We start from the raw sequence: 14,128 nt of genomic DNA, 5'->3' as shown, positions 1-14,128 counted from the left end.
ACCTATTTCTGCTCAAAATAATCCCCTTCCTCGAGATCTGTGAGCAGAGAAACATGCACTGGCTTCCAGTTCAGAAGTTCTTGCGTCTCTGCACTGGACCTTGGGATATCAAGAGCCGCAATGGGCCCTAGAAAACCAAAGTGGGATTCTGCCTCCTCACGTGAAATGCTGACTAAGGGCAGGTTTAACCTGCGGCTGATTATATTAGCGATATCATAAAAAGGTATCCCCTCATCTCCAACTCCATCCAGCTTAGATCCTGCCGGAGCAGACTCTAATGCCAGGCGGAAAAGGTGTGCCGCATCAAGACGATGTATCGCAGGCCAGCGGTTGGCTCCATCACCGATATAGGCAGAGAACCCTTTTTCTCGAGCAATACTGATTAACCTCGGAACAAATCCCTTATCTCCATCACCATGCACTGACGTAGAAAGTGATACAACCGATGCCCGTACACCACGCTTAGCAAGAGCCAGAGTTGCATTATCAGATAATGTACTATTAGCATGCGCAGTAGTTAAAAACGGCTTGCCGGTGCCCTCAAGTACTTCTCCTATTGCTTCAATTGCATGTAAATCCGTATTTAGTGAACCGCCAAAGTCCGAGAAATCATGCTTAAATGCCAAGTGAATAACACCATCAGCCATTGCGGCACCACTTCGAAGGCTATCCGGATCATCAAGTGCGCCAAAGTGTGCTTTAGCTCCGGCTTCCCTTAATTTTGATGCCCCTTTCTCTGAGCGTGTTAAACCAATGACTTGATGTCCAGCACCAAGGAGTTCTCGTACAACTTCAGAACCGATATAACCAGTTGCTCCTGTTACAAAGACAAGCATATTAAATCCTCCTTAAAAGATTATTAGCTGACATTTAGCCCCCCAGGTTATTTAGGATAGGCTTTAAATCATTTCGATTACTTGTTACATGTTTTTTATTTGGTTTATGTTTATTAATTAGTTACATGTTTGTTATTTTGTAACTTGTAATATAATGATAATATCATATTGAGTTACATATTACAATATAAATATTTTGTAACCAGTATAAATATTTAATTACAAGTAAATGCATCATTACAGTTAACCGCTTATAATTTAAATTCTGAAAAAAATAAGCCCTTAACCATCCTATATGGAAGGTCAGGGGCTAGTTTACTTAACATATTATTTATCTGTTCTATTAGGATTTTTAAGTCCTCTTATCAGAAGATCTACTACTGATTCAATATTTTGTTTTCGATTAGAATCATCGAAGGAATTTGGATGAATAAATACGCTGGTTGCAAGATAGACTGTTTTCGCTGCCTGATCAGGATTTTCTTCAAAAAATATACCCTCAGCAATTCCTTGAACTATAATATCTTTAATACAATTAGTTCCCTCTTCCACACTTTTCTCTATAACATCCCTTGAGCTTTGTGCTAATTTAAGATAGTTAGCAAACATTTCCGGGTCATTAACAGCACTGCGGCGTTTTGCTTCGGCAAAGTCCTCTAAAAGATGAAAGAGTTTTATATCTGCTGGTTTATCTTCTTTTATTATTTCATTTGAAGCAGCATGAAGATTTGAAAGCCAGCGTTCGGTCACCGCATTCCATAGAACGTTTTTACCATTATAATATCTGTAAAGAGCAGCATGGCTAACATTTAAAGATTTTGCAACGTCAGAAATATTTGCTTTTTCAGGTCCGAAACGTCGAATAACCTCTTCTGTTGCATTAAGTATCACTTCTTTATCTAACGAGATCTTGTCCAAAATCATCACCTCTCGTACTAAACTTAGTAATTTGTTTAATAATTATATCACTGTTAGTTTTAAGTTTCAAGTTATGTAAATTGTCATTATTAACCCCAAGATTAAATGAAGCCAAAAACTCCGCTAACAAGATAAAAAAGTATTAAAAAACTGCTTAAATACCCGGGCTACTTAGAAGCCCTCCATAGTGTTTAAGCAGTTTTTTCAACTTAATTCATTTCATCGCTTTACTAATATTTCACGTTTTATTAATATTTCGCGTTTTATTAAATTGCATTATGGCAAAAAGCTACAATACTACAAATGGGGATTTCACATACTGAACCAACCGAACGCCTTCTGTCACGATCTCTGTCATGATCTCTGTCACGATCTCTATCACAGTCTCTGTTATAATCTCTGTTATAATCTCTATTATAATCTCTGTTATAATCTCTGTCGCCTTCTCTGCCGCGACATCCATAATTATCGTTATCATTAAAGTCAGCGCTAAAAGAATTTTCTAGAGGACAAGCGGGAGCAAATCCCTGTCTTGAGTCAATGCGGATGGTATCACAATTAACGGAAAGAAGTACACCTGTAAAACCACTTCCAGAAACACCGCCGCTAGTTGTAAATACAATAACCGTCTGCCCAATAAAACGACAGAGGTGTCTGGTAAAACTTTGATCATTGTTAAATCCATCAAAATTATTGAATGACATAAAAACCTCCTTCTATTCTATAAGATTAAATTGCATTGTGGCAGAAAGCTGCAATCTTGTCGATCGGGATATCACATACTGAACCTAAACTGAAGGGTTCATGACGGCGATTATCATTATCTAAATCTCTGCAGCAAGAGCTATTGGGACCACCGATAGGATTAGCCGGTGAAGAACCCGTATCCGTTACCAATTGTACAAAATCATTGTTTATTCCAAAGAGTACACCTGTGAATCCACATCCGGAAACACCGCCGCTTTTCGTAAATATTGTTACTGTTTCTCCGACAAATCTGCAAAGACTTTGAACTAAGGATTGGTTTGAATTAAAACCTCCGCATACCATATGATTTGATTTCCTCCTTTTGATATTTTAGGTCTTTCGATTGTAAATCGTTATCAACCATACTTTATAATATGGTCTTGTGCAGATATTGTGACATTTTTTAATTCGAAAATACAAATTTTTTTGAAATTTCCTGTCAGTTTGGCAAAAACATTGTCTTTAAAGTTCGTTTTACAGATACTAGTCCATTTCCTACGATATATTTATAACAGTCTACCATTTACTCAAGGGTATAATGGGACATTGCGAAAAATAATGTTCCCTTATCGAGCAATTAGAAGGCTATGAAATAAAAGGTTCAAAATCTCATTTTTATCATGAATAAGAAATACAAGACCCCAGGTAATCCAATAATCACAGATAATATTGTGATTAAAATACATACTTTTTTCTCTTTTCCTAATATAGATAATAAAAATTTATACCCTATAACACCTATGAAGCCGCCCAGAGTGTTTAGAATAATATCATCAATATCCGACACACCAATACCGAAAAGTCCTTGAATGATTTCGACAATTATACTTGCAATCAATATAAATAAAAGATTAACAAATACCCTTTTATCTCTTTTAAATAACGGCAAATATATACCAAGAGGAATAAAAATAGCAATATTTCCGGCTACATTGACAAAAGCAAATCTTCTTACAGTATCAGAGCTGCCGGAAATATAGGCAAGAATACTACGAAAAGGAACTAGATTAATTGACCTAACTACTGTTCGCTCATTATGAAACAGTTCCGTTAGGGAGACTCTTGATAAAAACAATATTTTAATTAACAAAAAGATATAAGTAATGAATATACTGTATAACAACGCTGTTATAATTCGTTCTCTTTTCTCCATAATTCCTCCGATTAATTCCTGCTAATTTGATGCTTGTACTGCGTATGAAGATCTTCCTATTCTCCCATACTGTTGTATACTGTTAATGCATCAGTTATATTATATTGTTCAGAATGATGATTCCCTTTCGCCCCGGCTGAAATAAAAATATATTCCTGTTTATCCACTCTAGCGAGACTGGCAAGGCATAAGCCGGCTTCAGTTGTATACCCTGTCTTTCCCCCCAAAATTTCTCCATCGTTAATATTCTTGTCATTTAGCTTTTCAAACATAGTGCTATAGAAAGTCATTCCGCCCGGGTGTTTATTGGTTGGTGATGTAGAATGACGAGAGGATGTAAAAATCTCTCTAAAGGTATTATTATGCAAAGCATAGCTTAGGAGTAAAGACAGATCTTTCACTGTGGTATAATGGTTTTCATCCTGAAGTCCGGTGGTATTTTCAAAATGTGTAGCTTTCATGCCAAGATCAGCTGCCTTCTGGTTCATCCTATTTACAAACTCCTGCTCAGACCCCGCAATATGGTCAGCAATACCAATACAGCACTCCGCACCACTAGGCAGCAGTATCCCGTATAACAGATCGATTGCCATAACCTTTTCACCTGGTTGAAAACCAGCCATTGAAGCACCAGCCTCATAAAGTCCCTGAAATGTAGCATTTGTCAGCTTGATTTCTTCTTTCAGATCAGGCAAATTTTCTATAGCAACAATAGCTGTCATCATTTTAGTCAAAGAGGCAGGATAGATTTTCTCTTCGCTATTTTTCTGCATTATGGTAGTTTGATCTGATAACCGGATCAGTATAGCATTAGGACTATTCAACCTATCAAGAGACAGGGAATCAAAAGAAGGATGTTTTGTGTCTGTGGCTGGAGACGAGGTTGTCCTGGTATCCGATATATTAGGTTTGGCTTCTAAGGCGCTATACGAGGTGGTGTCATTGTCATATTCTTTCTTAGCACTTTCATGATTCCCTGGAATAATCGCTGTATTATTAATGACCGCAGCAATCCCTGCCATCATTATAAGTATTATAAATACTCTTATTTTTACTTTTTTCTTTTTTCTTCTTCCTATCATAAAAACAACTCCTTATTCTGTGATGAACTAATTTAATCACACAATAAGGAGTTATATTGGAATTCCAACTTATGAACTTCTTAAGATTATCTTATAACGGTATTTTTACAATAAATACCGTAGTTTCTGTGCTGCTTTCAACAGAGATTGTTCCGTCGTGAGCTGTTATTATTTCTTGCGCAATTGCCAAACCCAGCCCTGTTCCTCCTGCATTTGTGGAACGGGCAGAATCTAAACGGTAAAATTTTTCGAATATTGTTTCAAGTTTTGCTTTTGGAATTGGATTTCCCTGATTCGTAAAGGTTATAACCATATCCTTGTCCTGCTGTTTAGCGGAAATGTTAATGATACTGTTTTCATAACTATAGGCAACTGCATTTTTCAGAATGTTATTAAACACTCGAGCTAGTTTATCTGCATCTCCATTTATATTTAATCCGTAAGGTACATTGACAATCACCTGTTTTCCCTGTGGTGTCAGCATTGGAAAGAATTCATCTGCCATCTGCTGAAGCATTAACTGTAAATTGACCTGTTCTTTATTTAAAACAATTATTTGCAGATTAAATCTTGTAATTTCAAAAAACTCATTTATAAGCTGTTCCAGCCGATAGGCTTTTTCCAAGGTAATTCCGACATACTTAGCCTTCTGTTCAGGCGGCATATCAGGAGCTTCATCCAGCAGACTTAAATATCCTATTACAGAAGTAAGAGGTGTCTTAATATCATGGGCTAAGTAAACTACTAAATCATTCTTACGTTGTTCGGCTTCAAGAGCTGCCTTCTTTTGTTTTTCCAAGTTACTTTTTATCTGATACAGTTTATTTTCCATGAACTCCAATTCAGGTGATAAAATAATATCTTCCTTTGATTCTTCAGCAAGCCTATCCATTCCGGCACTTATTTCATCAAAATATTTTGTGAACCAAGAAACAGAAATTTTAAGAAAAATTACTAAGACTATGAGAATCACAATAAGTGTTATCGTTTCTATATTATTAATAAAAATAAAATGGGTAATCGTTAAAGCAGTTCTGTTTGACATATGAAATACATTTATAAAAAAGCTAGTAATAAGATCTCCAAAATCAAAGAAATCTTTTATCATAAAACGCAGGAGGATAACGGTTACTGTGACGGTGAGAATCGTAAGCAACATTCGAGCATATATTTTCTGTTCTATTTTTACATAATCATTCTTCTTACTTTTCAATTTTATAGCCCACCCCCCATACAGTTTTGATATATTTAGGGCGTTCTGCACTATCATGCATTTTTTCTCTTAAATGTCTAATATGGACCATAACCGTATTATTACAGTTCGTAAAATATTTATCCCCCCAGACCTCGTGGAACAAATCTTCCGAGCTGACCACCCGACCCCGTCTGGAACAGAGGAGCCAAAGAATAGAAAACTCTGTAGGAGTAAGGGACAGTTTTTTCTCGTTCAACGTACATTCATGGGTATCCATATCCAACACCAAGCCGGAAAAGGCAATTAAGTTATCTTCTTTTTCTGGACCCGAAGAATTATATTTCGTAAATCTGCGAAGCTGTGCCTTCACACGTGCAATAAGTTCCAAAGGGCGAAAGGGCTTGGTGATATAGTCATCAGCACCTAGTGTCAGCCCCGTAATCTTATCGATTTCTTCTTCCTTAGCCGTCACCATGATAACCGGAAATTTATGTCTCTCTCTTATCTTCTGACAGAGTGTAAAACCATCAATATCCGGCAGCATGACATCAAGTATGGCAAGCTCCAGCTGTTCCGACTGGGCACACAAAAGTGCGTCATGACCATTATAGAATTTAAATATTTTAAATCCTTCATTTTCCAGATAAACTTCAATTAGATCTGCTATAGACTGCTCATCGTCAACAATCATAATATTAATACTCATATGTTTTATCCCTTCCTCCTGCTTAAGCACTCATTGATATACTACTGCAAAACAAAAAACTATGTCCTTGGATTGTCTTATGAAAACCTTAAGGTTTTATTAATATCCGTTTCTATTTAGTTATCTGTAATAAGAAAACAGGACAGTATCTATAATGATGATACTGTCCTGCATATTGTTTTCCTCCTTCGGAAGAAATTAGCAGATAAGCTCTTAAGTTTTAATGCTTTTCTTTTTTACGGCTCCACGCCCCAGACCAGACTTCCAGCCAGATAACCTGTGGCTTTACTCCAGTCTATATAGCTGGAACTGCTTCCTTCAAAGGAATAATCCCCTGTCTGTGTGTAGTTAGACCAGTCTGCCTTTGAGAATCTGGCCTGAACTTCTATGGCCTGCCCTGCTGCTAAAGTACCTGCAGCGGCAGTAAACCCTACTTCCAGATAATTATCCGCTCCTGTCTTTGCAGATGGCATCTTTACAAAAGTTCCTGTTACATTTGCCGAACCCGCACTTGACCAGTCACACCAAAAATTCTGAGCCTTCTCCCCATCAATGGTATAGTAATAACGCAGCTTAACATCTGACAGGTTAATAGCTGTCGTTCCTGTATTATACAATTTAAATCTTGGTGCAATGCCATTAGTGGCGGCAGATACATTTCCGTTAAACATCTGAACCTTAATATTACCGGTTACTACGATAGAACTATCAATGATTGTTACGGTAAGTACCGGGTCATTACCCTTATTAAAATCAAAACTCAACTCTAATTTTCCCACAGCTTTTGCAGCAAGATAGGTTTTAAGAATTGTTATTGTATTACCGGACACCGTATAATCAGTACCTTGGGTCAGTGCTGTACTTCCGTTTTTTATACCAACAAAGGTATTCCCATTTAATGTTACTGTTACAGGAATATCCTGCTGATTACCTGTACTCTTATCAAACTGAGCCTGTGTGACAGATATGGTTCCGCTCGGTGCGGAATCTGTCACTGTAACAGTAAGTACAGGATCAATACCGGCGCTGAAATCAAAGGTGAGTTTTGCTGTGCCTGTTGCAAGGCTTGACAGATAGGAAGAAGCTAGTTTTATGGTATTACCGTTTACAATATAATCCGTTCCGCTTACCAAAGCTGCAGTGCCGTTTTTAATGCTATTTAGGGTATTTCCATTATAATTCACAGCAACCGAGAGATCAGCAGGTGCATATTTATCAAAGGCAGCTGTAACAGGATTGATGGAAGAACTGCTGGCAGCATTTCCCGGCTCGTTGCCAAATACCTTTACCCCAGTATCGTATACCGGAATGTAATTTGTTTTAACAACACTTCCGGAGGATACACCACTTAAATCAGCAAAGGAATAGTCATTGGTATTATCCCAGAAGGTTGTGTTCATTGGTCCGGAAATACGGAACTGGATTTCTTTCTTGTAAGCGGATTGTCCGCCGGGATAAATTTTTGTTCCTGTAAAATCCACATTTACATAATAAATATTCTTAGCTGCATCCCAAGGCAGGAGCTGAGATACGGTTGCACCTGAATTGTAATTGGTAGTTACGGTCAGATTACTTGCCGTATAACCTGCCTTGACTGCCTCGGTAATGTCTATGAAATACTTAAAGGATAATTTATCTCCCAGCCTGGCAGGCCAGCCAGACTGGTTGTTTAACAATGCTTTAATTTCAATGAAATTACTGCCTGAAGCATTGATGCCGGCTTCTACGAAGAATTCATCGTTGGTAATTGGTTCAATTGCTTTTAAATTGGCAATCGGTGTACCGCCGTATTCTCCGTATAATTTAGCCAGTGCTCCTACAAAACCTGCATTATAGTCACAGGCAACTTCATTATTGGTATAGTTGCTGATTGTATCCGTATAACCATCATCCTGACCAGGTCCTCCGACCAAGGCTCCATAGATAGTATGTCTGTGATTAGCAGGAGTTGTCTGGCTGTCAGCCCAGGAACTGTGTGCCGTTCTGTGATGCGGATGTACCGGTGGATTTGTACCAAAGCCCACTTCGTAACTGCGGCCTGAACTACCTAATGCATAATCCACCTGTTGCTTTGCAAAGGCTTTATATGCAGCTGATTTTGCTGCGCTGCAGCCGGACCAGTCAGCATATACACTTGCTAGAAAAGCAGTTGTAGTAGCATACCTTAAGGCTCCCCAGGAATCCAGCCAAGCCAGACCTTTCGGGGTATAGGTAATACGGCTTCCATTATATCCGGTGCTCCAGTAATCCAGATGCATTTCTGTGCTGGTCTTATATATCTGCTTGCCGGTTATTTTGGCTAGCAGCAGAGCTGCTCCGTAATGTACATCATCCCAATTCTGAGCCCATTTATAAGAAATCGTAGTAGATTGAGGCTCTGTACCCCAATTTGGAACATAGGACTCTGCCTTATTCAGGTATGTGCTGTCCCCGGATGCCATATAAATCCATACAGCTGCCCAGGACAACTCATCATAAAATCCACTATAGGAAGTATAGAAACCACTTGCAGCCGTATAACCGCTGTCACTCTTTGTAGTATCTGCAAAGGAAAACAGTTCCTTTGCATGTTTTAAGCAAGTTGCCGCATAAGCCGGATCACTTTCAGCAAATACGGCTGCTGCTGCCGCCAATGCTGCCGCCGCTTCTGCAGATACTGTAGAACCGGGACTGGTCAGATCCACCTTATAAGAAGGTCTGGCCATTTGCATCACTTCTGCCGGTCCCCACCAGGAGTGATCTGTGTTGCCATTGCCAACCTGATAATAGAAGACATTGGCTGACGGATGGCATTTGATAAGATAATCTGTTACCCACTTAATTTGCTTTAACAGGTAGTCTAACTGCCCGCTTTTATTTAATGCTTCCCTTGATTCATAGACACTCCAGGCAAGCATGGCGGCTGAATACGACATAGGCAGGTTGAATTTTACATGATCACCGGCATCATACCATCCACCGGTCAAATCCAGACCCACATCAGCACCGTCAGTCAAGCCGGAATCCCCTCTCCAGTTGTTGCGGATATCACTTGGCAGATCACCGGATTGTTGGAATTCATAGAACATAATTGCTTTTTGTAATGCTTCCCCATAATTATAATTTGTATCAGCTTTCGCAGTCTGCAGATATAATCCGGATGTCAGTAAACACACTGTCATAATAAGACTAATCACTTTACGCATACCAAAACCTCCTTCTTATGGACAACGCATCCAGAAAGACCAGGTAATTGATTTAGCAGAATAGCAAATCCATATCTCCCCAATTTTACAATGGATACGCTGACTCAATATAAGTTACCCTCAATTTTTATTGAATTTTTACCGTTATCTCATGGATACTCTTCATCCATACAGATTTCGTTCAGATTCATCGGTCTGTGTATAATTCGTCCGGTCATTTTTTAATAGAACTTACTTGTACCCTCATAGCTTGTCCTGCTGCCAGATTTAAAACTCACTCTGGTCATACATTCTATAACCTCCTTATAGTTTTATCTAACAATTAATTCAACAGCCGGCCCTGACCTGTGTAACACCCCTCACCTACTCCTTTCTCTACATATTGCAGGTGGATTTACGGCTGCTTGAAATAATTGAAAGCCCCTCTGAGAATTCTTACTCCTTTCTCGTTCCTATTCCTTGGCCTTACTCCCCAGTATCCAATGAATATATAATGTCGTTCTATTATTTATATAGATACTAAATTTTCGTAATTAATCACAAAATATTTTCCATATATAAATATTTTATGGAACTATTTAACATAAAAATAACATATATCTTTCATTAAGTCAATTAAAATAGTTAATATTTTACATATGTGAATCATCTTATTATATCGAAATTTTTCGTTGTTACTGCGATAGTCATCAACATTTAAACAAGTAACATTCTTTCTTTCGTTGTGTTTCTATATTATCGTGTATTGAGCTGCCATACTCAACCATAATTGGGGATACCATTGCATAATACTCCAAATACCAACACCGTACAAATTAAACTCCGGTACCAGTTTTAAAAATACCTCATAACTTCTAACATCCCAGAAACGTACAAGGTATTCATCTCCCGAATAGAAATAAAAAGAGACAGAATTAGTTAATGGGTCATAAGAAATCTGTGCATTGTTCTGTGCCGCCAGCTCAAGAGCAGCCTTATAACTGATAGCCCTGCCCTGGGACGCTCCGGCAATAAAGGGTAATTGATAGATATAACCTTGCATAGGTAAACCAAAAGATACCATATCCGAAGGTACCATTTTCGTAAAATCACCTATTACTCTCCGATAATTCTCTGTGCATAGAGTTCCAAGCGACAATCGATCGGAGTATCCGAATTCGTATACTATCAGCGTAATTCCTGACAGACCGCTTGTCATAAACTTGTAGTCAAAACCAAAAATTGGATTTTCAAAAGTATCCATTACTTTATAACCGGCTGAATTTATACAATCCAGCATTTTTGTGGCATGTCTCCGATAATTTTCTCTGTATCTGGGATGGATATAAGGTGTATGAAAGCTCACTCCGCTGTACCCTTTGGTTTTCAGGGTATGAAGTATTTGACTGATAAACCTGTCTTCAATTGCTATGTCAGATATGATAGCATCGACCACCGCCATAGCTTCGTCATTATTATGAGAAGCCGGAATAATCATCATTATGGGTTCTGTTCCATAAGCCTTTGCAAGTTTAATAATTTCATCGTCATCCAATTCACTTAAATCACCGGTGGCCGATACCGTATAACTGTAAACAGTGAGATAAGACAGATAAGGTAATGTCCTTAACAGGGTTTTTGTATCAATAAAAGGATATGCAAAGCCGTTAGTTGCGATTGTATGTCCTTTTTCTCCGCGAAAACTGATAACTATTTCATCTCCGGAATAGAGGGCTTGCTTCTCCGACAATTCCGGATTATACCTGAGAAGTTCAATTGGTTTCGTACCAAAAGCATCTGCAATCTGTACTAAAGTATCTCCTTCTTTCACAGTATAAGTTATTTCAGGTATAAGTATAATCAAGGCTTCTCCTACTACCAATGAGTCCTCTTCTGTCAAGTTATTATATATTTTTAGTTTTTTAACTGAAATACCATAAGAATCTGCTATGGAGAGTATAGTCTCTCCAGGTTTTACAATATGAATAATCATTACTGCTCCCGAAGGGTTTTGTTCCATTATATGTAGTTTATGAAGAGAGGTTTCTTATTCGGTAAAATTATGAATACCTGCTTGTAGCTTTACAAAGCATGAGCGAGGGTAATTTAACGTTAAACCCTCGCTCGCTGTAATATCAACTTAAATAATTTCAGCTCCTAGTGCGCCGTCGGATGAGTACTGGTTTTAGGAATCAATCCCTTCAGCATTTTGGTAATATCTCCGGTAAGTCTGAGATAGAAATCGGATGTACAGTGTATACCATCCGCATCCAAAGTGAGGAAGTATTGGTTGGTTGGTATCATGGAGGAATCTTCTGCCGCTTTTGCTATTGCAGTGCCTTCGTCGTATTCGTCAAACATAGCAATATAAGCGCTTGTTATCCCTAAGGTAGCAGTATTGTAGGCCTGATTCCACATAAAATCACCATGCAGTCTTGGAATTTCATTTTTAGGCGTTGTACCATTATGCATGTTAGACCATGCAAATCCCGGGAAGATTACCGGTGCATAATCCATTCCATTAACCTGGCAATAGTTATAATCCGGACCTATAATATAAGTTTTAAAATTGTCTGCACTTCCAGCTCCTGTGATACCCCTTATTCTTCCAACCATCCAAGGCTGAATCATATTAAATGCTTTGTATACATTTTGAAATCCAGTTTTGCTATCATTTGTAGCACCTGGATCGGAAGCGAGAGGATGTGCATTATCACAATCACGCCAATACGTTGGTACACCGCCTATAACATAACAACCCTGAGCTTTAAACCAATTGATTATGCTGATACATTCAGCCGCATCACCAGGGTGACCGCCATCGTTAAAGCCCATTCCCCAGATACATACGACCGGCTTACCGTTTTGCTTTGCATAAGCAGAAGAACTCAACAGATTCAGGGAACCGGTTATTGTCGAAGTCCAATCTGCTTCAAGCTTTGTGCCAAAATCCGAACCCATTCCTGAGATATCATACATAACATAGAATTTACGTCCATAGGTCTCGGAAGCAGTTTTCACCTTCATGGTCACACTGTCGCGCTGTGCCTTTCTGTTCGGGTCGCTTAATTCACCGCCGAATCGTTGAATTGCAGCACCATCAATTCCGTAAGTCTGCATCCATTCAAAATGCTTGTTCACCGTTTGGGTAGAATAAGACGAGAACAGCCTAGCAGGTGAACCATTTAATAGGTTAGCATAACCTGTGTTAAAAAGAGTAGTATATTCTCTTGTATCCGGATATATTTCAAAGTTCTGGTTCCCTGGTGCAGGCATGCTGCCGTTAGCCCAGTGGACCCAGTTATTTGCAGGTGCACCGTCTCCGGGTGCGTCAAACCACCCCTGATAGCCTACAATTACTTTTCCTACGATATCACCGGAGGAAGTTCCGCCCACAGTGATACTCTTTGTGAAGATATTGTTGGACTCATTGGACTCAGCAATCCGGTTCACATCGTCCACATAGGCTGTAATTGTATGGGTTCCGGATATTGCTGTCCATGTCGTCCCATTGGTTCCTCCATTCACTGTCAGAACAATGGATGACCCCGGCCCAAGAGATGCCGTATAGTTGTCGCTCCAAAGTGAAGTGGCTGCTCCATCTATCTGGAAGCCTACACCTAAGATAGTTCCTGCCGGCGTTGCCGCATTTCCCTGATTCTTAACCGTGGCACTTAAGGTTACAGCATTCCCAGGCTGCGGACTTGCAGGTGAGCAGGTAAGATCTGTTATTATGAGATCGGACAAACCTCCCCCTCCATTCCCATCCGTAAAATAAACATCATCCAGCTTGCAGGTTATACTCCCCGTCAGAAAATAATAGACCCTTACGAAGTTAATGGCAGTTAGATCCGGATTTCCTATCTTTGCGGCATTACTTAGTTTAAGGCTCAGCTCGTTCCATCCGGAAACAAGCCCGGCATTCATAAGATTCCAGGAATATTCGTTTACATCCGGACCGCCTGAGCTTGTAATTTCAAGCTGAGCTCCTGTTGAAGCTAATTTACCAGCATCCGATACATAAAGCCACAGGTGTATATAACCGTTGCTTTCCGAAACACCTGAGTTAACGGCGGGACTGAGCGTTTTCTTGAACCAGTCGGTTCCACTTCCTGTTTTTGTCAGACACCCTGTACCCTCTTTCTTGTTGGTGGTATCCAAAGACACGGAATCAGAACCAGACCATCCGGCTGTACTATCACATTTGTCAATGGCAGTAGATACTGCTTGAACGGTGGAGTCAAACACCATAAAACTGCTCAATAATGCCAGACAACAAATTATCATTAAAGCAACTCTGTACTTTTTCATTAACGGCCTCCTTTTA

The 14,128-nt window shown here is 39.2% G+C and carries 11 protein-coding genes; all 11 read right to left on the bottom strand.

Annotated features, from left to right (window positions below; all coding sequences use genetic code 11):
• Nucleotides 1–2: 2 nt before the first annotated feature.
• Entirely contained in the window at nucleotides 3–836 is an 834-nt protein-coding gene (locus tag bsdcttw_RS10220) for an SDR family oxidoreductase (protein WP_185259270.1), read from the bottom strand.
• A 327-nt stretch (nucleotides 837–1,163) separates the two neighbouring features.
• Nucleotides 1,164–1,754 carry a TetR family transcriptional regulator gene (locus bsdcttw_RS10215; protein WP_330602420.1) on the bottom strand — a complete coding sequence of 197 codons (591 nt, stop codon included), beginning with the start codon at nucleotides 1,752–1,754 and terminating at the stop codon, nucleotides 1,164–1,166.
• 266 nt (nucleotides 1,755–2,020) lie between these two features.
• A complete protein-coding gene (locus bsdcttw_RS10210) occupies nucleotides 2,021–2,458 on the bottom strand; it encodes a hypothetical protein (RefSeq protein ID WP_185259268.1) in 438 nt (145 codons plus the stop codon).
• A gap of 25 nt (nucleotides 2,459–2,483) precedes the next feature.
• Nucleotides 2,484–2,804: a hypothetical protein gene (locus bsdcttw_RS10205; RefSeq protein ID WP_185259267.1), complete on the bottom strand. Its 321-nt coding sequence runs from the start codon at nucleotides 2,802–2,804 to the stop codon at nucleotides 2,484–2,486.
• A 298-nt stretch (nucleotides 2,805–3,102) separates the two neighbouring features.
• The gene (locus bsdcttw_RS10200; protein ID WP_185259266.1) at nucleotides 3,103–3,654 is read right to left on the bottom strand and encodes a VanZ family protein; all 552 of its coding nucleotides are present in this window, start codon (nucleotides 3,652–3,654) and stop codon (nucleotides 3,103–3,105) included.
• A gap of 56 nt (nucleotides 3,655–3,710) precedes the next feature.
• Nucleotides 3,711–4,736 (bottom strand): D-alanyl-D-alanine carboxypeptidase family protein, encoded by a 1,026-nt coding sequence (locus tag bsdcttw_RS10195; protein WP_185259265.1) that lies wholly within the window; start codon nucleotides 4,734–4,736, stop codon nucleotides 3,711–3,713.
• 91 nt (nucleotides 4,737–4,827) lie between these two features.
• On the bottom strand, nucleotides 4,828–6,006 hold the full coding sequence (locus tag bsdcttw_RS10190) for a sensor histidine kinase (RefSeq protein ID WP_225903831.1): 1,179 nt from the start codon (nucleotides 6,004–6,006) through the stop codon (nucleotides 4,828–4,830).
• Entirely contained in the window at nucleotides 5,939–6,637 is a 699-nt protein-coding gene (vanR, locus tag bsdcttw_RS10185; RefSeq protein WP_185259264.1) for a VanR-ABDEGLN family response regulator transcription factor, read from the bottom strand. Before vanR ends, bsdcttw_RS10190 begins: the two co-directional genes overlap by 68 nt.
• 236 nt (nucleotides 6,638–6,873) lie before the next feature.
• On the bottom strand, nucleotides 6,874–9,822 hold the full coding sequence (locus tag bsdcttw_RS10180) for a glycoside hydrolase family 9 protein (protein WP_185259263.1): 2,949 nt from the start codon (nucleotides 9,820–9,822) through the stop codon (nucleotides 6,874–6,876).
• Between the two features lie 730 nt (nucleotides 9,823–10,552).
• Nucleotides 10,553–11,794 (bottom strand): LysM peptidoglycan-binding domain-containing protein, encoded by a 1,242-nt coding sequence (locus tag bsdcttw_RS10175; protein WP_185259262.1) that lies wholly within the window; start codon nucleotides 11,792–11,794, stop codon nucleotides 10,553–10,555.
• 164 nt (nucleotides 11,795–11,958) lie between these two features.
• Complete coding sequence (locus bsdcttw_RS10170; protein WP_185259261.1) at nucleotides 11,959–14,112, bottom strand: CARDB domain-containing protein; 2,154 nt, start codon at nucleotides 14,110–14,112, stop codon at nucleotides 11,959–11,961.
• Nucleotides 14,113–14,128 lie beyond the last annotated feature (16 nt).

The sequence above is a fragment of the Anaerocolumna chitinilytica genome, from assembly GCF_014218355.1.
Taxonomy (GTDB): Bacteria; Bacillota; Clostridia; order Lachnospirales; family Lachnospiraceae; genus Anaerocolumna; species Anaerocolumna chitinilytica.
The sequence above is the reverse complement of the archived record's forward strand: the minus strand, read 5'-3'. Positions and strand labels throughout refer to the sequence as shown.

What these genes read in the sequence shown, in the direction of transcription:
- bsdcttw_RS10190 (WP_225903831.1), bottom strand. Translation starts at nt 6,006, where the DNA reads ATGATAGTGCAGAACGCCCTAAATATATCAAAACTGTATGGGGGGTGG.
- bsdcttw_RS10205 (WP_185259267.1), bottom strand. Translation starts at nt 2,804, where the DNA reads ATGGTATGCGGAGGTTTTAATTCAAACCAATCCTTAGTTCAAAGTCTT.
- bsdcttw_RS10170 (WP_185259261.1), bottom strand. Translation starts at nt 14,112, where the DNA reads ATGAAAAAGTACAGAGTTGCTTTAATGATAATTTGTTGTCTGGCATTA.
- bsdcttw_RS10220 (WP_185259270.1), bottom strand. Translation starts at nt 836, where the DNA reads ATGCTTGTCTTTGTAACAGGAGCAACTGGTTATATCGGTTCTGAAGTT.
- bsdcttw_RS10180 (WP_185259263.1), bottom strand. Translation starts at nt 9,822, where the DNA reads ATGCGTAAAGTGATTAGTCTTATTATGACAGTGTGTTTACTGACATCC.
- bsdcttw_RS10210 (WP_185259268.1), bottom strand. Translation starts at nt 2,458, where the DNA reads ATGTCATTCAATAATTTTGATGGATTTAACAATGATCAAAGTTTTACC.
- bsdcttw_RS10175 (WP_185259262.1), bottom strand. Translation starts at nt 11,794, where the DNA reads ATGATTATTCATATTGTAAAACCTGGAGAGACTATACTCTCCATAGCA.
- bsdcttw_RS10195 (WP_185259265.1), bottom strand. Translation starts at nt 4,736, where the DNA reads ATGATAGGAAGAAGAAAAAAGAAAAAAGTAAAAATAAGAGTATTTATA.
- bsdcttw_RS10200 (WP_185259266.1), bottom strand. Translation starts at nt 3,654, where the DNA reads ATGGAGAAAAGAGAACGAATTATAACAGCGTTGTTATACAGTATATTC.
- vanR (WP_185259264.1), bottom strand. Translation starts at nt 6,637, where the DNA reads ATGAGTATTAATATTATGATTGTTGACGATGAGCAGTCTATAGCAGAT.